Raw genomic sequence first — 20,592 nt, 5'->3', positions numbered from 1 at the left:
CTTTTTTTCGCTTCAATGGGTGAGGTATTCAACCTCGCCGTGAATCATCAGAAGCGATAGGTTGCACCGACACCGAAGCCGTTGGCGCTGTTTTCGTATTCAGCGCTGTAGGCTTGACCCAAGGCGTTGGTCCTGTTGACGTTGACTTTTTCTTCCTTGAGGTAGGAATACGCCACGTCGATGGTCAGGTCTTCGGTTGGGCTCCAGCCGGCACCGAGGCTGAAGATGGTCCGGTCACCGGTAGGGATACGTGGCGAGCGGTCGGTGTTGTTGGTCGGCGACTGGTCGAAGGACAGGCCGGTGCGCAGTACCCACTGCTTGTTCAGCTGGTAGGAGGTACCGATGGCGTAGGCCCAGGTGTCGTGCCAGTTCTGTTCTTCGGTGATGGTGCCGAAGAGGGTTGGGTTCAATGCGCCGCCGCCCGTGACGTCATTGTTCACGGTGATGTCTTTCAGGCGGCTCCAGCGAGTCCAGGTGCTGCCGGCGTAGACGGTCCAGGCATCGTTGATTTCCTGGGTGACGGAAAAGTCCACCGACTCAGGCGTGGTGATGTCCAGCGAGGCGTCGTAGCGCCCATCTACCAGAAGGCCTGGGAAAACGGGAGTGCCACCCGGGTTCACTTCAGTATGGCCTTCCAGCTTGTATTTGACTTTGGAGTGATACGTCAGGCCAACACGGGTGGTATCGGTCGCCTGTACCAAGAGACCGATGTTGTAGCCGTAGCCGATATCATCGCCTTTGATCTTTACATTGCCGTTGGTAGACAGGCCCGGTACATCCAGTGCCGACTCCAACGAACCCGAAATCCGGTTGATGGTCGGGCCGAAACCGATCGATACCTTGTCATTGAAGGCATAGCTGACGGTTGGCTGGAAGGTCACGACCTTCACTACGCTCTTGCTGCCGAAGTTGCGGCCCTGGAAGCTGTTTTCATAGTCGGTGATCAGGCCGAACGGCGCGTAGACGCCCAGGCCGAATGCCCACTGATCATCGATTGGCTTGACGTAGTAGCCCATCGGAACACCGGTGAGCGGAACCATGTCGCCATCGTTGGTGCCGGAGCGGCTGCCGCTGGCATCGTTGATATCGGTGGAGGCGTCGATGGCAGCGAAACCGCCGGTGACTTGTTGACGCTTGAGGCGCGACATGCCGGCAGGGTTGCCGAACACGGTGCTTGCATCATCGGCAGAAGAAGAACGACCCGCGAAGCCAGTGCCCATGCCACTGATGCTTTGTTCGTTCAAGGCAAAGCCACTGGCAAAAAGTTGGGTGGATGCCAAGGTCACGGCAAGGCCAAGGGTGGTTTTGAGCATCATTTTTTTCATTGTTAGAACTCCAGGTGATCACCGAGGCGAAAATTACCAACATTTTCGTGCAAGCGCTATAGCTTGTATCGCTTGTTTTAGAGGGGTTTTGTAGGACAATCCGACCAAATTCATGACATTTGTAGGAAGTTTCCATTTTTCCGTTCAGCAGGCGACCTGATTCACAGGTGAGACACAATTTTGCCAGGCGCAGGTAAAGTCCCTTAGGCGGCCTGGAGGGTGGAAAACCTGGCGCCAGATCCGGGCCATGCCCAGCAGATCGTCGGCGTTGGGGAGCGGGGTGGCGTGTTCTTCCACCAATAACCAGGCGATGGCCGTGGCGTAGCGCAGGTTGACGGTGAGTTCCAGATGAGGGCCGCTGAGGAAAGCGTGCTGGCTCGCCAGGCCACGCACCAGGCTGGCACGTTCCGGGTCGAGGGCGAGGTAGTCGTCCCAGAGGGCTTGATGGCGAGGTTCGGTGATCCGGTACAAACCGTGTCCGCGACGGTCATGCAAGGCAGCGCCCAGGCCTGACTGGCTGGCGGCAATCCCCAGCAACAAGGCTTCCGCCGTGGTGCTGTGGCTCCCCAGGTACAGGAGCGTCGGGCGGATCACATATCGACACAGTTCGCTGGCAGCGATACCCATAAGACCCTCGGATCGGGAAAATGGGCGAAGCCTGAAGGTATGGGCTTGGCAGCGGGTGGATCGGTTCAGGCTCCGCCGAAGCGGATCATGCCGCTCGAGTTGAAGTGTAGTGTCATATCTGCGCTGTAAAGGACTGTTTTTAAACCATGTTCGCCGAACGGTTATGACTGTTATAGCCATACGTGCTTACGCCGCTGCGCTTTATCGAGAAACGCCGGGCAATAAAAAGCCCCGCTTTTCGGGCGGGGCCTTTGGGTTTCAGCGCTTCGGCGTTTCAGGCAACCAGTGCCTGGCGGGTACGCTTGATCACGGCCTGCAGCGGTTCTTCGCTGGAGTACTGGTCGGGATACAAGCGTTCGCTGTGACGAGCGATACCGTGTTCGTTGACCAGCGTGAAGCTGAAGCAGCCTTTGCGAGCGGCCATGATCAGGCAGTTCATTGGGGCAAAAGCGTTGGTTAGGGTGCGAATGGCATCCTGTGTCTGGATTTGATTAGACATGTTATGGGTGTTCCTGCAAATGACACGGTTAAGAACCGTGCAGCGTTAAAACGTTCCAGTAACGTCGACCACCATTGGTCGAACGAAGAACCCGACTGGAACAAAGCAGCCAGTTTGAGCGCTAGATAAAGGGCGCGCTTGGGCTGGCAGGTAGGTACTTAGGAGGGCAGGCAACACGACAAGGGCAAAGGTTCTGGGCCCAGGGTGAAGATCCTGATCAATTTTGCAGGTTGGTTCGGTCAGAGTAATGAGCCTGGCATCACACCTCGCGTTCGTGCGAAAAGCGTGTCGGTGCAAGGGTTACCTGGAAACCATCGAGGGGGGCGGTCTCTTTTTTCGGTGAGGCGTCCCTTGGGGGATGGCTGACCGCAGAGATGTTTCCGACCCGGAATTGACTTTCAGCTTGGTACTAACGCCGCAGATACTAACGGATCGAATCGGTGAAGGGAAGGGCGTTGGTCAAAAAAGAAACAGTCCCGCCGACGACCGGAAGCTGGCGGTTTGCCTTCATTGATCAGATTTGTCCACAGGATGCAAGCCCTGATGAGCCAAAAAAGCGCGGCGATATAACCGTTCGGATGTTACTTGTACACACCGGTGCACCGAGTTGTCACCTAACTGTCACGTTGAAACATTCGGGGGTAGGTGCCTGTATCCAAAATTTAAGTCAATGAAAAACATCGCTTTTTTTTACTGGTGAAAAAATCGTCAGTTTGAGCGCAGGCCCCGTTCCACAGGGCTTGCGGCGGGTTCAGGGTGGGTTGTCCACTGAGTTATCCACAGCTTCTGTGGATTGTCCCGCGCGCTTGCTCTAGGACGGGCGTGCTGGATTTTTTCGACTTTACCCGTACGAAAAAAGGAGTAGAGTGGCGCGCCTTCCGATCTGTCCCGTAGTGCGTCATGAAGTTTCGCTCCGTATCAAATCCTGTTACCGCCGCACCCTCCGGTGTTACCCCACCCAAACGCATATCGATGCGCCTCGCCGAGTGGCTGCTGGACAGCCCGCGCCTGGGCGAACGCCCTAGCGTCAAGCACTTGGCCGGTCGCCTGCTCAAGCAGCCGGCGCGTGAAGGCGTGGTGGCTGCGCAAAGTCGCCTCGGCCAGTTGATGTGCCGCGAATGTGGCAACGCGCGAGACCGCCGCATCGGCCAGGACTTGCTGCGCCAAGCCGCGCGGGCCGGCGATCATCGCGCCCGCCAGGCATTGGGCGAAATCGAAGACTGAGCTGGGCAACGCTTGGCGGCTTGGTTAACCTTCGGCCTTTATTTCTTGCGCGGGAATTGTCATGGCGATGGATTTGACCAGCCTGTTGCTCGGCCTGGCAGGCGCTGCGGTGCCGCTGTTGGCACTGGCCTGGCACCTGCAACGCCAGGCCAGCGCGGCGCAGACCGAACTGGCGCTGCTGGAAGAACGCCTGGCCACCGCCCACATGGCCCACGATGGGTTGAACGCCCAACTCGATGCTTGCCGCGACGAAATCAGCGACCTGAGCCAGGCCAATGCCGCCAAGCAGGCCGAGCTTGCCGCCGCGTGTCGCGAGGTCGAGTTGCTGCAGATCGAACGCGACAACGCCAGGGACGCAGCTCATGCCTGGAACCTGGAACGCGCCAATAAAGAAGCGGAACTGCGCCGCCTCGATGCCCAGGCGGCCTCGTTGCATGCCGAATTGCGCGAGCAGCAGGAAAGCCATCAGCAGCGCCTGGACGACCTGCAAGGCTCGCGAGACGCATTGCGCGCCCAGTTCGCTGAGCTGGCGGGGAAAATCTTCGATGAGCGCGAACAGCGCTTCGCCGAAACCAGCCAGCAGCGCCTCGGGCAATTGCTCGATCCACTGAAGGAGCGCATCCAGTCCTTCGAAAAACGCGTCGAAGAAAGCTATCAGGCCGAGGCGCGGGAGCGATTCTCCCTGGGCAAGGAGCTGGAGCGGCTGCAACAACTGAACCTGCGCCTGAGCGATGAAGCCACCAACCTCACCCGGGCGCTCAAGGGCCAGAAAACCCAGGGCAACTGGGGCGAATTGATTTTGGAGCGTGTCCTGGAACATGCCGGCCTGGAGAAGGGCCGCGAATACCAGACCCAAGTCAGCCTCAAGGGCCCGGATGGTGAACGTTTCCAGCCAGACGTGTTGATCTACCTGCCCGGCGACAAGCAAGTCGTCGTCGATTCAAAAGTCAGCCTGACGGCTTACCAGCAATACGTGGCCGCCGAGGACAATGCCATCGGCCAGCTCGCCCTCAAGCAACACGTGGTGTCGTTGCGGGCCCACGTCAAAGGCTTGGCCGGCAAGGACTACAAGCGCCTGGACGGTTTGCACAGCCTGGATTTCGTGTTGCTGTTCGTGCCGATCGAAGCGGCATTTTCCGCGGCCCTGCAAGCCGAGCCTAATCTGTTCCAGGAAGCCTTCGATCGCAACATCGTCATCGTCAGCCCGACTACGCTGTTGGCGACCTTGCGGGTGATCGACAGCCTGTGGAAACAGGAACGCCAGAGCCAGAACGCCCGGGAAATCGCCGAGCGGGCGGGGTGGCTGTATGACAAGTTCGTCCTGTTCATCCAAGACCTGGATGAAATCGGCAGCCGCTTGCAGCAGTTGGACAAAGCCTACGCCGCTGCACGCAACAAGCTGACGGAAGGGCGCGGCAACCTGGTCAGCCGCAGCGAACAACTGAAGCTGCTGGGCGCCCGGGCGAGCAAGAGCCTGCCTGCGGAGCTGCTCGAGCGCGCAATGGCGGATGTGGATGGGTTGCCTGAAGAGACCGGCGAAGAAAGCCAGGGTCAGTAGCCTTCAAGGTTTGCACCGCCCCCCTTGTGGCGAGGGAGCTTGCTCCCGCTTGAGTGCGCAGCGCTCACAAATAAGAGGGCCGCTACGCCCGAGGCGTCGGACCGGCCCAGCGGGAGCAAGCTCCCTCGCCACAGGGGGTTACCTTTTCCCTGAATTACAACGGCAAATGCCGGCTCAACAACGCTCTCAACGCCGCCGGTTTCACTGGCTTGGCCAGGTAATCCAATCCCGCCGCATGCACCTGGGCCACGGTCTCGGGCCGGCCGTCGGCGCTGATCACCACGCCCGGCACCGGTTCGCCCATCCGCGTGCGCAACCAGGCCATCAACTCGGTACCCGTTTCGCCGTCGTCCAGATGAAAATCCACCAGGGCCAGTTGCGGGCGACCACCCTGGGTCAGCCAACGCTCGCATTCTTCGCGGTTGCGCGCGGTCCACACCCGGCAACCCCAGCGGGTCAGCAGGCTGTCCATGCCAATCAGGATGCTGTCTTCGTTGTCCACACACAGCACCTGTGCTCCGCTGGGCAAGTGACCGTTGGGCTCGACCACGACAGTGGGCGCCACGACTTGCGTGCTGGCCAGCGGCACGCTGACGCTGAACACACTGCCGCGCCCCGGCCAGGAGCGTACGCGCAATGTATGGCCAAGCACGCGGCACAGCCCATCAGCGATCGCCAGGCCGAGGCCGAGGCCTTTTTCGGCGCGGGTCTGATGGCTGTCGAGGCGTTTGAACTCTTCGAAAATCACCTGCTGTTTGTCTTCGGCGATGCCCGGCCCTCGATCCCAGACCTCCAGGCACAGCTCACCGTCGCGGCGGCGCACGCCCAGCAGCACCGGCCCCTTGGCGTAGCGGAAGGCGTTGGTGAGGAAGTTCTGCAGAACGCGCCGCAGCAACTTGATGTCGCTGTCGACCCGCAGCCGCGAACCACGAACCCGAAATTTCAGGCCTTGCTCCTGGGCCAGCGCCGTGAATTCGGCGCCCAGCGTGTCGAACAAATCGTTGAGGGCGAACGGCTTGCGGTCGGGGTTGATCTTGCCGTTTTCCAGCCGGGAAATGTCCAGCAGGTCAGTGATCAGGTCCTCGGCCGAGCGCAACGAACTGTCCAGATGCTGGACCAACTGCCGGGCCTCGCCCGGCAAGCCGTCGTGCTGGTGGGACAGCGCGGCGGAGAACAGTCGCGCGGCGTTGAGCGGTTGCATCAGGTCATGGCTGACAGCGGCGAGGAAGCGGGTCTTGGATTGGTACGCGGATTCGGCCGTGCTCTTGGCTTCGGTCAGGGCCAGGTTCAGTTGCGAGAGTTCGCGGGTGCGTTCGGCCACCCGTTGTTCCAGCCCTTCGTTGGCTTCGGTCAAGGCCTGGGCGGCTTCGCGGAACGCGGTGATATCGGTGAAACTCATGACAAAACCGCCGCCGGGCATCGGGTTGCCGATCAGCTCGATCACCCGGCCGTTGGGGAATAGCCGTTCCGAGGTGTGCGCGCGGCCCTGGCGCATCCAGTGCAGGCGCCGGGCGACATGGACTTCCGCCTCGCCCGGACCACAGAGGCCGCGCTCGGCGTTGTAGCGGATGATGTCGGCGATCGGCCGACCGACGCTGATCAAGCCGTCGGGGTAGTTGAACAATTCCAGGTACCGGCGGTTCCACGCCACCAGCCGCAGGGACTGATCGACCACGCTGATGCCTTGGGTGATGTTTTCAATGGCGCCTTGCAGCAGGGCCCGGTTGAATTGCAGCACCTCGGACGCTTCGTCGGCGATCCGCACGACGTCTTCCAGTTGCATCTCCCGGCCTTCGATCGCCGCCTTCACCACCGCTCGCGTCGAAGAGGCCCCCAGGACGCCGGCCAGCAGGCGCTCGGTGTGGGCGATCCATTCGCTGTCGGCGTTCTGGCTTGGGTTGAAACCCTTGCCTTGGCGATAGGCAAAGCGGATGAAGCTCTGGCGCGCGCGTTCTTCGCCGACGAAGCGGGCGGCAAGTTGCAACAGATCATCGATCTGCACCGCCAGCATCGAGCGAGGATTGGGGCGGGCGCTGATCTCCTGGCCGATGAAGCGTCCAGCCTGCCAGTGCTCCGACACCCGGGTGCGCGACAGCACCGAGACCCAGGCGAACAATATGAAGTTGCCGGCCAGGGACAGGACGACGCCTTGGGTCAGCGGGGTGATCGGCAGGTTCAGTGGGTTGCCATGCAGCCAGGCCAGGCCTGGGAAACTGCCCAGCGACCAGCCCAGGCTGTGGGCGGCGATCGGCAGCACCAGGGTGTAGAACCAGAGGAATATGCCCATGGCGAGGCCGGCAAACACACCGCGCCGGTTTGCCTGTTTCCAGTACAGCGCGCCGAGCATGGCGGGCGCCAGTTGCGTCACGGCGGCGAAGGCGATCTGGCCGATGGTCGCCAGGCTCGCTGTCGAACCCAGCAATCGATAGCTGACGTAGGCCAGCAGGAGGATCACGACAATACTCACCCGGCGTACCGACAGCATCCATTGGCGGAATACTTCAAACGGCCGCTCGGCATTGTTGCGGCGCAGCAGCCAGGGCAACAGCATGTCATTGGAGACCATGGTCGACAGCGCGACACTCGCGACGATGACCATGCCGGTGGCGGCCGAGGCGCCGCCGATGAAGGCCAGCACCGCCAGCGCCGGATGGGCCTGGGCGAGCGGTAGGCTGATGACGAACGAGTCCGGCAACACCGAGCTGGGCAACATCATTTGCCCGGCGAGGGCGATCGGCACGACGAACAGCGCCGCCAGGGCCAGGTAGGCGGGGAACACCCATTTGGCCAGGCGCAGGTCCTGGGGTTCGATGTTCTCGACCACGGTGACGTGGAACTGCCGCGGCAGGCAAATGATCGCCATCATCGCCACCCCGGTCTGCACCACCATGGACGGCCAGTTGATGGTTTCTTTCCAGTACTGTTCCAGTCGCGGCGCCAGCATCGCCTGGTTGAAGAGATCGTCGAAGCCGTCATAAAGGCCGAACGTGACGAACGCGCCGACCGCCAGGAAGGCGAACAGCTTGACCAGGGATTCAAAGGCAATCGCCAGCACCATGCCGCGGTGGTGCTCGGTGGCGTCGAGGTTGCGGGTGCCGAAGACAATCGTGAACAGTGCCAGGATCAGCGAGACGATCAACGCCGTATCCTGCGCCCGGGTGCCCATGGCGTCGGCTCCGGCGCCGATCAACAGGTTCACCCCGAGCACGATCCCCTTGAGCTGCAAGGCAATGTAGGGCAGCACGCCGACCAGGCAGATCAGGGCCACCACCACCGCCAGGGATTGGGACTTGCCATAGCGGGCGGCGATGAAGTCGGCGATGGAGGTGATGTTCTCCTGCTTGCTGATCATCACCATCTTCTGCAGGACCCACGGCGCCAACACCATCAACAGGATCGGCCCGAGGTAGATCGGCAGGAAGGCCCAGAGTTGTTCGGCGGCCTGGCCCACTGCGCCAAAGAACGTCCAACTGGTGCAATACACTGCCAGCGACAGGCTATAGACCCACGCCCGCACGCGCGGCGGCAGCGGCGTGCTGCGTCGGTCGCCGTAGAAGGCGATGGCGAACATGATGGCCATATAGGCCAGGGCGACAACGGCGATCAGCCCGCTGGACAGCGACATGGAAACTCCCAGACAAATACGCCCGGGCTTGAGCCCGGCAAGACAGTCTCGCATGCCCGCTCGGGTTCGTCAGTGTCGACCAAGGTCGAGGCGCGGCGGGGTGTCGCGGGTGGGGAATTATTTAGTGTTCTTTCGGGCCGCTTTCGCGAGCAAGCCCGCTCCCACAATGGCTATTTATCGAATACAAGATTTGTGGCACACCGAAATCCAATGTGGGAGCGAGCTTGCTCGCGATGGCATTTTCACTGATCCAACGCCATATCCACCAACCGATACAGCTCCTCGACCTCCAGCGGCGCCGTGGCGAAGAGGATGCGAAACACCGTCGGCGCGACGATCACGTTCACCAACCGCTCGATCCCGGGATTCGGCTCATCGGGATAACGGTCCAGGATGATCTGCAGTTGGCCGCTGATAATGCCCACGCAATACCCCGGCGTGGCGCAGGCCTGGATGTCGCGCATCATGTTGCGGCCGGGCTCGGAAGTCATTTCGTCCAGGTATTGCTCGGCCCAGGCGCGCAAGTCGCCGCGCAGGCTGCCGGTGTTGGCCGGTTCGCCGTCGGGGCGCATGCGCTCGATGGCGACGTCGGCCAGCAGCGCCGGCAGATCGCCCCAGCGCCGGTAAATGGTGGACGGCGTGACGCCCGCGCGCGCAGCGATCTGCGGCACGGTCAGGGTGGCGCGATCCTGCTCCTGGAGCAGGGCGCGCACCGCCGAATGAATCGACTCTTGGACCCGGGCGCTTCTGCCGCCGGGGCGTAAACCTTCTTTGATAGCCATGTGTCGGACCTTAACACAAAGAATTTGCTTTAAGCACACACCGGTAGCACACTCGGCAAAAGCAAAAAATTAGCTTTTATGAATGTCCTTGTGGAGCGTGCCCATGTCTCGTCCAGCTTCGACCCGCGTCAGCCTGATATTTCTGGCGATCACCTTGCTCGGTTTTCTGGCGGCGTCCAGCGCGCCGACGCCGTTGTACCACCTCTACCAGGAGCACATGCAATTCTCCCCGGCGATCCTGACACTAATCTTCGGCGTGTACGCGTTCAGTCTGTTGGCGGCCCTGTTGGTCGTCGGCTCGTTGTCTGATTACCTCGGCCGCAGACCGGTGATTTTCGTCGCGTTGCTGCTCAACGTGCTGGCGATGCTGCTATTTATCAATGCCGAGAGTGTCGCCTGGTTGATCGGCGCGCGGTTGATCCAGGGCTTCGCCACGGGCATGGCCACCAGTGTCTTGGGCGCAGCGTTGCTGGATTTCGATCGCCAGCAGGGCCCGCTGATCACCAGCGTGGCGCCTCTGCTGGGCATGGCATGTGGCGCGATGGGGTGTGGCTTGTTGGCAGAATTCGCGCCGATGCCGTTGCAACTGACCTACTGGATTCTGTTGGCGTTGTTTGTCTTCCAAGGCATTTACCTCTGGCGCCTGGCGGAAAGCGTCAGCCCACAACCCGGGGCCTGGCGATCGCTGCGCCCGACCTTACATGTGCCGGTCCAGGCGCGGCGCGCGTTGTGGCTTATATTGCCCTTGGACTTGGCGGCCTGGGCGGTCGGTGGATTCTATCTGTCCCTGGCCCCGTCTTTGGTTCGGGCCGCGACCGGCTCGACGTCGAACCTGATCGGCGGTGCGCTGGTGGCCGTGTTGACGCTCACGGGGGCGTTGTCGATCTATGCCCTGCGTAACCGCGCGGCGGACATGATGCTGCGGCTTGGCGCCAGCCTGCTGGTACTTGGCCTGGCCCTGGTGCTGATCGCCGTGCACACGGCCAGCCTGCCCTTGTTTTTCATTGGCACGCTGATTACCGGCAGCGGTTTCGGCTCGGGATTCCTCGGTGCCCTGCGCAGCATCATGCCGCTGGCCTTGCCCCACGAACGGGCCGGGTTGATGTCGGCGTTCTATGTGCTCAGTTATTTGGCGTTCAGCTTGCCATCGTTGCTGGCGGGAAACCTGACCCGTATCTACGGGTTGATTCCGACCACCAATGGTTTCGGTGCAGTGCTGATCTTAATGGCCGTCGGCGCGCTGGCAGGCTTGCTGCGCCAACCCGCAAAACCGTTGGCTGATGGGCTTCGTTCTTGATCGCATATCTGCAAAACAGATTAGATATAGAGAAATTACCCGTTATATAGATATTCTCTCGGGTTCTAGCATGGCGTCACCTTATCCGAGGAGAGAAGTGACCATGACGTGCCGTGCTGAAAGATATCGCCTGCGCCCACTGAGCCATCTGCCGAGTCCGCTGGAAGTCGTTCGGCAATTCACCCCGAATTGGTTCGCCGCCACTATGGGCACCGGTGTGCTGGCGCTGGCCTTGGCGCAGTTGCCCGGGGCGACCCCGGGCTTGCACCGGGTGGCTGAAGGGCTGTGGTTGCTCAACATTTTGCTGTTCATTGTGTTTGCCGGGCTCTACACCGCTCGCTGGGTGCTCTTCTTTGATGAGGCCCGGCGGATCTTCGGACATTCAACCGTGTCGATGTTTTTCGGTACGATTCCGATGGGGCTGGCAACCATCATCAACGGTTTCCTGCTGTTCGGCGTACCGCGCTGGGGGGAGGGCGTGCTGTCGCTGGTCGAGGTGTTGTGGTGGATCGACGTGGCGATGTCATTGGCCTGTGGCGTGTTGATTCCGTACCTGATGTTTACCCGCCAGGAACACCGCATCGACCAGATGACGGCCGTGTGGCTGTTGCCCGTGGTGGCCGCCGAAGTCGCCGCCGCCAGCGGTGGGTTATTGGCACCGCACCTTGGGGACGCCCATTCGCAACTGGTGATATTGGTCACCAGCTACATACTCTGGGCATTTTCCCTACCGGTGGCATTCAGCATTCTGACGATCTTGCTGTTGCGCATGGCCCTGCATAAACTGCCCCACGAAAACATGGCTGCTTCGAGCTGGCTGGCCCTTGGCCCGATCGGTACCGGCGCCCTGGGCATGTTGTTGCTGGGCGGTGATGCGCCCATGATTTTCGCCGCCAATGGTCTGCCGGGCATGGGCGAGGTCGCTTCAGGCCTGGGATTGGTCGCCGGCATCACCTTGTGGGGCTTCGGTTTCTGGTGGATGTTGATGGCGCTGTTGATCACCGCGCGCTATTTACGTGAAGGCATCCCGTTCAACCTTGGTTGGTGGGGCTTCACCTTTCCCTTGGGCGTGTACGCGCTGACGACCCTGAAGCTGGCGAGCCTGCTGGGCCTGGCGTTTTTCAGTGTGTTCGGCTGGGGGCTGGTGGCGCTGCTGGTGGTGATGTGGCTGATCGTTGGCTGGCGCACGCTGGTCGGCGCCTGGCACGGTGAGTTGTTTGTGTCGCCGTGTATATCGGGGTTGGCGAAATAATCGGCAAAGACAGGTAATGTGTGGCCTGGATCGAAAAAGCGTCATTCCAATAAGCGTCCACGCCACTCAGGAACATGGAAGATGAGTCACCCTTCGCAGTTCAATTTGCTTCGCACGCGGCGCTTCCTGCCGTTCTTCATTACGCAGTCCCTTGGCGCGTTCAACGACAACATTTTCAAGCAGTCGCTGATTCTCGCCATCCTCTACAAACTGACCATCGAGGGTGACCGCTCGATTTGGGTCAACCTCTGCGCGCTCTTGTTCATCCTGCCGTTCTTCCTGTTCTCCGCATTGGCGGGCCAGTTTGGGGAAAAATTCGCCAAGGATGCGTTGATTCGCCTGATCAAACTGGGCGAGATCGCGATCATGGCGGTTGGCGCGTTGGGGTTCCTGTTCGATCATTTATGGCTGATGCTGGTGGCACTGTTTGCCATGGGCACCCACTCGGCGCTGTTCGGGCCGGTGAAGTATTCGATTCTGCCGCAGGCCCTGCGCGAGGATGAACTGGTTGGCGGCAATGGGCTGGTGGAGATGGGGACGTTCCTGGCGATCCTCGCCGGCACCATCGGCGCAGGAATCATGATGTCGTCGGCACACTACGCGCCAGTCGTGTCAGTGGCGATTGTCGGCATTGCCGCGGCCGGCTACCTGGCCAGTCGCAGCATCCCACGGGCAGCGGCCGCCTCGCCGCAGATGCGCTTGAACTGGAACATTTTCAGCCAGTCCTGGGCCACGCTGAAGTTGGGCCTGGGGCAGACGCCGGCGGTATCCCGTTCCATCGTTGGCAACTCATGGTTCTGGTTTGTCGGGGCGATCTACCTGACGCAGATTCCCGCCTATGCCAAGGAGTGGATGCACGGCGATGAAACCGTCGTGACCCTGATCCTTACGGTGTTCTCGGTGGGGATCGCCTTGGGCTCGATGCTCTGCGAAAAGCTGTCGGGGCGCAAAGTCGAGATCGGCCTGGTGCCGTTCGGCTCGTTCGGGCTGACCGTGTTCGGCCTGCTGCTGTGGTGGCATTCCGGTGGGATCCCCGACAGCGTCGACGGCCACGGCTGGCTGCAGATTCTCGGGTTCGGCCACGCCTGGCTGGTGCTGATCGATATTCTCGGCCTGGGCATCTTCGGTGGTTTCTACATCGTGCCCCTGTATGCACTGATCCAGTCGCGTACCGTCGAAAACGAGCGAGCGCGGGTCATCGCCGCCAACAACATTCTCAATGCCTTGTTCATGGTGGTCTCGGCGATTGTCTCCATCGTCCTGCTGAGCCTGGCCAAGCTGTCGATTCCGCAGTTGTTCCTGGTGGTTTCGCTGCTGAACATTGGCGTCAACGCCTACATCTTCAAGATCGTCCCCGAGTTCAGCATGCGTTTCATGATCTGGCTGCTCAGCCACTCCATGTACCGCGTGGAGCATCGCAACCTGGACGCGATTCCTGACGAAGGCGCCGCGCTGCTTGTGTGCAATCACGTGTCGTTTGTCGATGCCTTGTTGATTGGCGGCGCGGTGCGTCGGCCGATTCGCTTTGTCATGTACTACAAGATCTACAACCTGCCGGTGCTGAACTTTATCTTTCGCACCGCCGGGACGATTCCGATTGCCGGGCGCCAGGAAGACATCCATATCTACGAAAAAGCCTTCAGCCGCATCGCCCAGTATCTGAAAAACGGTGAGCTGGTGTGCATCTTCCCTGAAGGAAAGTTGACCGCCGACGGTGAGATCAATGAGTTCAAGAGTGGCTTGACGCGCATCCTCCGGGAGACCCCGGTGCCGGTGATCCCGCTGGCGCTGCAAGGGTTGTGGGGGAGCTTCTTCAGTCGCGATCCGAGTAAAGGAATGTTCCGTCGTTTTTGGTCGCGAGTGACTTTGGTGGCGGGGACGGCGGTGGCGGTCGAGGCGGCTGATCCTGCGAAGTTGCAAGCGCTGGTGGGGGAGTTGCGCGGGGCTGTGAGATAAGCCGAAACCCTGTGGGAGCGAGCTTGCTCGCGATAGCGGTCTGCCTGTGACATCGACGCCAGCAGGCTGATTGTAATCGCGAGCAAGCTCGCTCCCACAGAAACGGATCTAAGCGCTGACCTTGAGCCCGATCAGCCCGGCAACGATCAACGCGACGCTGGCCAACCGAACCAGCGCCATTGACTCACCAAACAGAATGATCCCGGCGATCACCGTGCCCACGGCACCGACCCCGGTCCAGATCGCGTAGGCCGTGCCCAGCGGCAATTCCTTCATTGCAAGGCCAAGCAGGCCGAGGCTGATCGCCATGGCGGCAATGGTCAGCGCAGTGGGGAGCGGGCGGCTGAAGCCGTCGGTGTACTTCAGGCCGACAGCCCAGCCGACTTCGAACAGGCCGGCAAAAAACAGAATGATCCAGGACATCACACACCTCATCGATGGATGGGGTCGTCCCCGGACAAGAAAAACTCCAATGGAGCAGCGGGGTCGTCCCCGCATTGGGCAGAAGGATGCCCAATGCTGACCGTTTGATCAAGTCGCTCGCTCAGTCCGCCGCCTGCCGGGCCAATTGCTCACGGTCCTGTTTTTCGCTCATGCGGCGGAACCAGGTCGAGAGCAGTGCCCCGGAAATATTGTGCCAGACGCTGAACAGCGCACTGGGCACCGCCGCCAACGGCGAAAAGTGCGCGCTGGCCAGCGCCGCGCCCAAGCCGGAGTTCTGCATGCCGACTTCCAGGGACAAGGTCTTGCGCTGGGCCAGCGGCAATCCGAACAGCCGACCGGTGAAATACCCCAGCAAGTAGCCGAAGCTGTTGTGCAGGACGACAATGGCCATGATCAGCAAGCCGGATTCGGCGATCTTCGCCTGGCTGGCCGCGACCACTGCGGCGACGATAATCACGATGCTGACCACCGAGACCAGAGGCAGCACTTCAACAGCGTGACGAACCCGCGCGCCCAATAGTCGCTGGGCAATGATGCCCAGAGCGATGGGCAACAACACAATCTGCAGGATCGACCAGAACAACGCGGAGAACGACACCGGCAGCCAGGCCGAAGCCAGCAGCCAGATCAGTGCCGGGGTCAGCAAAGGGGCGAGCAGGGTGGTGATGGCGGAAATCGCCACGGCCAGGGCCAGGTCACCGCGTGCGAGCCAGGTCATGACATTGGACGAGGTGCCGCTCGGGCAACAGCCCACCAGGATCACCCCGACGGCAATTTCCGGCGGCAGGCTGAATACTTGGCAAAGCAACCACGCCGTACCCGGCATGATCACGAACTGGGCAATCACGCCCAGGGCCACGCGTCCCGGACGACGCGCCACTTCGGCAAAGTCTTCAAGTTTGAGTGCCAGGCCCATGCCGAACATCACCAGCCCCAGCAGGGGCACGATGGCGACCTTCAGGTCGACGAACCACTGCGGTTGCATGAATGCCAGCACCGCAAAGAACAACACCCAGTAAGCGAACGTATTGCCGACAAAGCGGCTCAATGCAGCCAGTGCACGCATGACCTGATCCTTATTATTAAGAACACCACAAACCCAATGTGGGAGCGGGCTTGCTCGCGAAAGCGAAGTGTCATTCAACATCATCGTTGAATATCAGTCAGCCTTCGCGAGCAAGCCCGCTCCCACATAGAGACCAACAGTCTTTAGATCCCCTGCGGAATCTCTTCCCCGCCCAGCGCTTCCACCAGCGCCGGCAGGAACTCGCCAAACGTCAGCATCATCAAGGTGAAGCTGGCGTCCAACTGGCCAAGAGCCTCGTCGCCGCCATCCTGCTCCGCCTGGTCTTGCAGCAGGTCTTCGAATTTCAGGCGCTTGACCACCATCTTGTCGTCGAGCACGAACGACAACTTGTCCTGCCACGCCAGCGACAGTTGGGTCACCACCTTGCCGGTGTTCAGGTGCAGCTGAATTTCGTCGCTGGTCAGGTCCTGACGCTTGCAACGCACGATCCCGCCGTCTTCATGGGTGTCGCGCAGTTCACATTCGTCCAGCACGTAGAAATCGTCAGCAGCTTTCTGCGTCTTGACCCAGTCGGTCATGATCGCGGTCGGTGCGGTCTTCACGGTGAGCGGACGCACGGGCAGCGTGCCGATGACTTCGCGCAGCGTGGAGAGCAAGTCTTCGGCGCGTTTCGGGCTGGCGGAGTTGACCAGGATCAGGCCCTGTTTTGGCGCGATGGCGGCAAAAGTGGACGAGCGACGGATAAACGCGCGAGGCAGGAAGGCCTGGATGATTTCATCCTTGATCTGGTCCCGTTCCTTTTTATAGACCTTGCGCATTTGCTCGGCTTCGATTTCCTCGACCTTTTCCTTGACCGCGTCGCGCACGACGCTGCCAGGCAGGATGCGTTCTTCCTTGCGCGCGGCGATCAACAGGAAATCCTGGCTGACGTGCACCAAGGGTGCATCTTCGCCTTTGCCAAACGGCGCGACGAAACCGTAAGTGGTCAACTCCTGGCTTGCACAGGGGCGCGCCAGTTTGCTCGCCAGTGCAGTTTCCAACGCCTCGGCATCAACAGGCAGATCTTGGGTCAGGCGATAGATAAGCAGGTTCTTGAACCACATGGGGTGAGTCTCTCCTTTATACAAAGGGGGGCATTATTCTCTTCGCGGCGCCATAGGCCAACCCTTCGCTAAGCCTTTGGAAGGCCTGAAAAAATTAATTTAAAAAGTGCTTGCCAGCTCAGGGGCTGCTCCGTAGAATGCGCGCCACATCGAAAGTGAAGGGTGATTAGCTCAGCCGGGAGAGCGTCTGCCTTACAAGCAGAATGTCGGCGGTTCGATCCCGTCATCACCCACCATTCGCTTCCAGTGTTACGCGCAGCGGTAGTTCAGTCGGTTAGAATACCGGCCTGTCACGCCGGGGGTCGCGGGTTCGAGTCCCGTCCGCTGCGCCATATTCGGTTACCTGGAACACTGAACGCCAGGTCACCACGGAAAGCCCGCTAACGCGGGCTTTTTGCTGTTTGCAGTTCCTGCGGTGTGCGTCGCTCATGTTTTTTGCTGGATTTGTTAATTAAATCAGCACGTTACAAAAAACTGTGAGAGAATGCGCCCCGCATCGAAAGTGAAGGGTGATTAGCTCAGCTGGGAGAGCGTCTGCCTTACAAGCAGAATGTCGGCGGTTCGATCCCGTCATCACCCACCAAACTTTCAATGTTACGCGCAGCGGTAGTTCAGTCGGTTAGAATACCGGCCTGTCACGCCGGGGGTCGCGGGTTCGAGTCCCGTCCGCTGCGCCATATTCGGCACTTGGAATACTGAACGCCAGGTTGCCAACAAAAAGCCCGCTCATTTGAGCGGGCTTTTTGTTGCCTGTCTTTTTGCCTCTGTCCTACTGCTCGGCATTGCGGCTATGACGGTAATCGCTGACCGCCTCATAAACCGCCTTGCGCAAACGGTTGATACCGCCAATCGGACGATGGGCCTCGATACCGAACCACGGGTTGAACGACTGGTTATCACACGCCAGGTTCAGCTTGGGCGTATCGAAGTCCTGGGCCGGTACCTTGATGCGCGCCACCGTCTCGAACGGTGCATCGCTTTCATTCCATTCAATGCTGGTGTCTTCGATCGGCATGTACTTGCTCGGATCCTGACGTTGGATTTGCAAGACAAAACAGGCCGGCACGCGATCGGTGGATAACTGCTGATTCAGCGCGCTACGCAAGAAATTCGGCAAATCCTGGTTCTGCGGCGGCAAGGTGTAGCCCGGACAGCTGTCCGGGTCCGGTGCGACGCGAAACTTGGCATTGGCCTCGCCGAATTTGTAAGGCGATACCGAGAAATAAGTGGTCTGGGTCGGGCTGGCCGGTGGTGGCGAAAGTGTCGCCAGGGCGATGAATAAATGTCGGATCTGCCAGGTGCGTGGGTCGAGGCTCGGAAAGAACGCCATTACCTTCTTTCCGTCAGCCTGAGCGGCCACATTCTGACGGTACTCGGCGACATCGCTGACAAAGAAATTCGGATGATTGAACATCACGAAATCCTGCTCACCCTGGGATTGCCGATCGGCCAGCAGTTGCTTGCCAGGCACATCCAGCAACTTGATGGCCATCCCCCGGGCATCGCGCAAGCTGTCGAATTGTGGATAGGCGTTGCCGTTGGAGAGGCGGATCGTTGCTTGCCAGGTCTTGCCCGGTTCGGCGAATACACCCTGGCGCAACGGCGCAGGCAAGTCACCGGGCACCTGGACTTCGGCCATGACGCAACCGTGTGCCTTGGCATGGGCGTCGCGCAGGTAACGCGTGCCTTCGCGGTGCTGATCAACGATGCGGATCGCGGTCTGGATGATGTCCTGGGTCATGGCGCTTTCGCCGGGCGGTATCTGTTCCTGGTCCGGGACCGGCCCGCTGTGCTGCCAGGCAAACCAGGCTGTGGCCAAGGCCCAGCCGAGGAGCCCGAAACCCAGCAGCCACAGGAGCGTCTTGCCCAAAAAGGCGCCGAGGCGCAGCCAGAGCGTGATCAACATGCCAACATCCTTTTACTTATGAGGTTCATCATTACAGTTGCGACTCCAGCGGCCCGCCAAGCACCTTCAGATATTCCAGCAAGGCCCAGCGTTCTTGCGGTTGCAGCAAGCGCCCGATGACGCCGTTGCCTCGTTCGCCAGCGCGGAATTCATGACCGCTGTTGTGGTTGCCGGTGATCTTGGTGTCGAAGAGGAAGCCGTTGGCAAAGGCTTCGGTGCGATAGCCCAGATGTCGCGGATCGTATTCGAAGGTGCCTTTATAGAAAGTGGTCGCCCGTTCATCCTGCGGCGACAGCAATTGATAGATCGTCGGAACCGAGCCGTTATGCAGGAAGGGTGGCGTGGCCCAGACGCCCGCCAGTGGTCGCGCTTTGTAGGCGCGCAATTCACGAACGCCGATGGGCAGCCCGAAACCATCCAGGGCCGGGCGCTCGACGGGGGTGACGCCGGCATCGCGATAGGCGCGGTTTTCGACGAATGCAGTGACGTAGGCCAGGCCCTTGGCGACCGATACCTGGCTCAGATCCAACGGTTCCGTCGGGGTGGGGTGCAGTTGCACGTCGAGTTTGGCCAGCTCGGCCGGGTCCCACTGCAGGCTGGTCAGGTTGAAGCGATGGTCGGCGATATTGTTAGCCGTGCCGGGATCGGTGCCGATCACTTGCACCGGCAGCATGTGCAGTTGCTGGACTGGCCTGTCAGGTCCTTGTACGACTTTAGGAACGTGGCAACCGGCGCAGTTCTCGGCGAAAAGTGCCCGGCCCTTGGCGGCCAAGGGCTTGTCGATTGAGCCCAGCAGCGCTTCAGGCCATGCGGGAGGCTTGAGCAACTGCAAGGTTTCTTCGATCTTGTTCAGGTCCCGCACGCGTACGCTGGAGGGGTAGCGCGCTTCACCTTGCAACGGTTTGCCCTGGGCATCGAAGAAATTCAAGGTGGCACCGACCCCCAACGCCTCGCCGACGTTACGGGCCATCGGTTGCTGGGCCGAACCGTTCCACTGTACCCAGTCGAAGGTCCAGATTTCCCACAACTGAGGGTAATCCACCGGTGCGTTGGCGACCCGGTAGTTTTCCGCCGAAATGGCATCGCCGAAACTGGCATTGGCGATACGGCCAAAGGCGTCGGTACGGCCCGGGCCTTCCTGGGTGGGGTAGAGGCCGCGGTGCGTGTCATTCCAGGCCGTGCGCAGGAAAGTGTCCAGGGAAACCTTGAATGCCTTGCGCAACGCTTCGTGGCGGGCGTCATAGTCCTTGCCCAGCACTTGGCGGGCGAAACGTTCGAATTTCCATGGGTTGTAGTAGGTCGAGGCGAGACTGGCGACCATGGCCTGTCCGAAACTGCCCCCGCGTAATGTCGGAACGGTCGACGGCAGGACGTGTTGGGCGGAACCGCCATCGATCCGTATCGCCTGGCCCTTGAAGTGCAGTTCGCCGGTGTGGCAGGCGGCGCAAGTGATGTCCAGATATTGCTCGCTGCTGCCCGCGTTCTGGTGTCGTGTGAAGCCTACCGGCAAGTTGCCGGGATTGTCCGGCGTGGCTTTTTGCGCCGGATCGACCAGGAAACCGAAGCGCGCCAGGTACTCCGGCGACGCGAAGCGCTGCTGCGAAAACGGCAGTTCAAGCGCGGTGAACCAGTCGTAACGCAGGCCTTTGACCTGGGTACCCTGGGGCGTGAAATAGTAAGTCTGGCGCTCGCTGGCGCTCCATTGGTCCAGGTAATGCACCTGTTCGACAGGTGTGTAGACCGGCAGGCGTGGGTTGGCGACGTAATAAAGCACGACGGCCACGATCACGATGAGCAATGCGAGGATCAGCAAGAGGAGGCGAGAGAGGAGGCGCACGGTAACGTCCTTGTTTTTTTGATATGTCCTTATGCCTCAGTGCCGCCTGGCCGGCAAGTGGCCATTACCCTTGGGCTGCAGGGGGCGGCAATCCGTCTCTGTACGAAATCGATGACAGATGCTTCATCTT

The 20,592-nt window shown here is 60.5% G+C and carries 15 protein-coding genes and 4 tRNA genes; 9 read left to right on the top strand and 10 right to left on the bottom strand.

What is annotated here, in order from left to right:
* Positions 1 to 47: 47 nt before the first annotated feature.
* The 3 genes from Q7C33_RS00180 to Q7C33_RS00170 form a co-directional block, all read right to left on the bottom strand.
* Entirely contained in the window at positions 48 to 1,325 is a 1,278-nt protein-coding gene (locus Q7C33_RS00180; protein WP_181288487.1) for an OmpP1/FadL family transporter, read from the bottom strand.
* A gap of 144 nt (positions 1,326 to 1,469) precedes the next feature.
* Positions 1,470 to 1,952, bottom strand: a complete 483-nt coding sequence (locus Q7C33_RS00175) for a hypothetical protein (protein ID WP_030142378.1) — start codon at positions 1,950 to 1,952, stop codon at positions 1,470 to 1,472.
* Between the two features lie 274 nt (positions 1,953 to 2,226).
* Positions 2,227 to 2,451, bottom strand: coding sequence for a hypothetical protein (locus Q7C33_RS00170; RefSeq protein ID WP_030142377.1), 225 nt, complete (start codon positions 2,449 to 2,451; stop codon positions 2,227 to 2,229).
* A 900-nt stretch (positions 2,452 to 3,351) separates the two neighbouring features.
* On the opposite strand from Q7C33_RS00170, the gene Q7C33_RS00165 reads away from it, so the two are divergent.
* Both Q7C33_RS00165 and rmuC read left to right on the top strand, forming a co-directional pair.
* Positions 3,352 to 3,675: a sel1 repeat family protein gene (locus Q7C33_RS00165; RefSeq protein ID WP_407682645.1), complete on the top strand. Its 324-nt coding sequence runs from the start codon at positions 3,352 to 3,354 to the stop codon at positions 3,673 to 3,675.
* Between the two features lie 175 nt (positions 3,676 to 3,850).
* Complete coding sequence (gene rmuC, locus Q7C33_RS00160; protein WP_187293364.1) at positions 3,851 to 5,233, top strand: DNA recombination protein RmuC; 1,383 nt, start codon at positions 3,851 to 3,853, stop codon at positions 5,231 to 5,233.
* A gap of 154 nt (positions 5,234 to 5,387) precedes the next feature.
* Here the strand turns inward: rmuC and Q7C33_RS00155 are convergent, their stop codons facing one another.
* Positions 5,388 to 8,858 (bottom strand): hybrid sensor histidine kinase/response regulator, encoded by a 3,471-nt coding sequence (locus tag Q7C33_RS00155; protein ID WP_198798102.1) that lies wholly within the window; start codon positions 8,856 to 8,858, stop codon positions 5,388 to 5,390.
* A gap of 242 nt (positions 8,859 to 9,100) precedes the next feature.
* Positions 9,101 to 9,640 carry a TetR/AcrR family transcriptional regulator gene (locus Q7C33_RS00150; protein ID WP_030142373.1) on the bottom strand — a complete coding sequence of 180 codons (540 nt, stop codon included), beginning with the start codon at positions 9,638 to 9,640 and terminating at the stop codon, positions 9,101 to 9,103.
* A gap of 103 nt (positions 9,641 to 9,743) precedes the next feature.
* Between Q7C33_RS00150 and Q7C33_RS00145 the strand changes: the two genes are divergently transcribed.
* From Q7C33_RS00145 to Q7C33_RS00135, 3 genes are all read left to right on the top strand, one after another.
* A complete protein-coding gene (locus tag Q7C33_RS00145) occupies positions 9,744 to 10,937 on the top strand; it encodes an MFS transporter (RefSeq protein ID WP_407682644.1) in 1,194 nt (397 codons plus the stop codon).
* A gap of 103 nt (positions 10,938 to 11,040) precedes the next feature.
* Complete coding sequence (locus Q7C33_RS00140; protein ID WP_334597074.1) at positions 11,041 to 12,189, top strand: TDT family transporter; 1,149 nt, start codon at positions 11,041 to 11,043, stop codon at positions 12,187 to 12,189.
* A gap of 81 nt (positions 12,190 to 12,270) precedes the next feature.
* Positions 12,271 to 14,145, top strand: coding sequence for an MFS transporter (locus Q7C33_RS00135; protein WP_407682643.1), 1,875 nt, complete (start codon positions 12,271 to 12,273; stop codon positions 14,143 to 14,145).
* A gap of 108 nt (positions 14,146 to 14,253) precedes the next feature.
* Here the strand turns inward: Q7C33_RS00135 and sugE are convergent, their stop codons facing one another.
* From sugE to rdgC, 3 genes are all read right to left on the bottom strand, one after another.
* Positions 14,254 to 14,568 (bottom strand): quaternary ammonium compound efflux SMR transporter SugE, encoded by a 315-nt coding sequence (gene sugE / locus Q7C33_RS00130; protein WP_003204587.1) that lies wholly within the window; start codon positions 14,566 to 14,568, stop codon positions 14,254 to 14,256.
* A gap of 121 nt (positions 14,569 to 14,689) precedes the next feature.
* The gene (locus Q7C33_RS00125; protein WP_030142369.1) at positions 14,690 to 15,655 is read right to left on the bottom strand and encodes a bile acid:sodium symporter family protein; all 966 of its coding nucleotides are present in this window, start codon (positions 15,653 to 15,655) and stop codon (positions 14,690 to 14,692) included.
* Between the two features lie 143 nt (positions 15,656 to 15,798).
* Entirely contained in the window at positions 15,799 to 16,719 is a 921-nt protein-coding gene (gene rdgC, locus Q7C33_RS00120; RefSeq protein ID WP_030142368.1) for a recombination-associated protein RdgC, read from the bottom strand.
* Positions 16,720 to 16,879: 160 nt separating this feature from the next.
* Here rdgC and Q7C33_RS00115 point away from each other — a divergent pair.
* The 4 genes from Q7C33_RS00115 to Q7C33_RS00100 all read left to right on the top strand — a co-directional run bounded on the left by Q7C33_RS00115 (position 16,880) and on the right by Q7C33_RS00100 (position 17,396).
* Positions 16,880 to 16,955 (top strand) — tRNA-Val (locus tag Q7C33_RS00115).
* 19 nt (positions 16,956 to 16,974) lie between these two features.
* A tRNA-Asp gene (locus tag Q7C33_RS00110) sits at positions 16,975 to 17,051 on the top strand.
* Positions 17,052 to 17,226: 175 nt separating this feature from the next.
* Positions 17,227 to 17,302 (top strand) — tRNA-Val (locus tag Q7C33_RS00105).
* Positions 17,303 to 17,319: 17 nt separating this feature from the next.
* A tRNA-Asp gene (locus Q7C33_RS00100) sits at positions 17,320 to 17,396 on the top strand.
* 92 nt (positions 17,397 to 17,488) lie between these two features.
* On the opposite strand, the gene Q7C33_RS00095 is transcribed toward Q7C33_RS00100, so the two are convergent.
* Together Q7C33_RS00095 and Q7C33_RS00090 are read right to left on the bottom strand one after the other, a co-directional pair.
* Positions 17,489 to 18,625: a catalase family protein gene (locus Q7C33_RS00095; protein WP_407682642.1), complete on the bottom strand. Its 1,137-nt coding sequence runs from the start codon at positions 18,623 to 18,625 to the stop codon at positions 17,489 to 17,491.
* Between the two features lie 31 nt (positions 18,626 to 18,656).
* Positions 18,657 to 20,462, bottom strand: coding sequence for a di-heme-cytochrome C peroxidase (locus tag Q7C33_RS00090; protein WP_407682641.1), 1,806 nt, complete (start codon positions 20,460 to 20,462; stop codon positions 18,657 to 18,659).
* Positions 20,463 to 20,592 lie beyond the last annotated feature (130 nt).

Source organism: Pseudomonas sp. BP11-1-1, assembly GCF_052112105.1.
Lineage (GTDB): Bacteria > Pseudomonadota > Gammaproteobacteria > Pseudomonadales > Pseudomonadaceae > Aquipseudomonas > Aquipseudomonas alvandae.
Note: the sequence above shows the minus strand (reverse complement) of the source record. Positions and strands in the feature narration are given on the sequence as shown.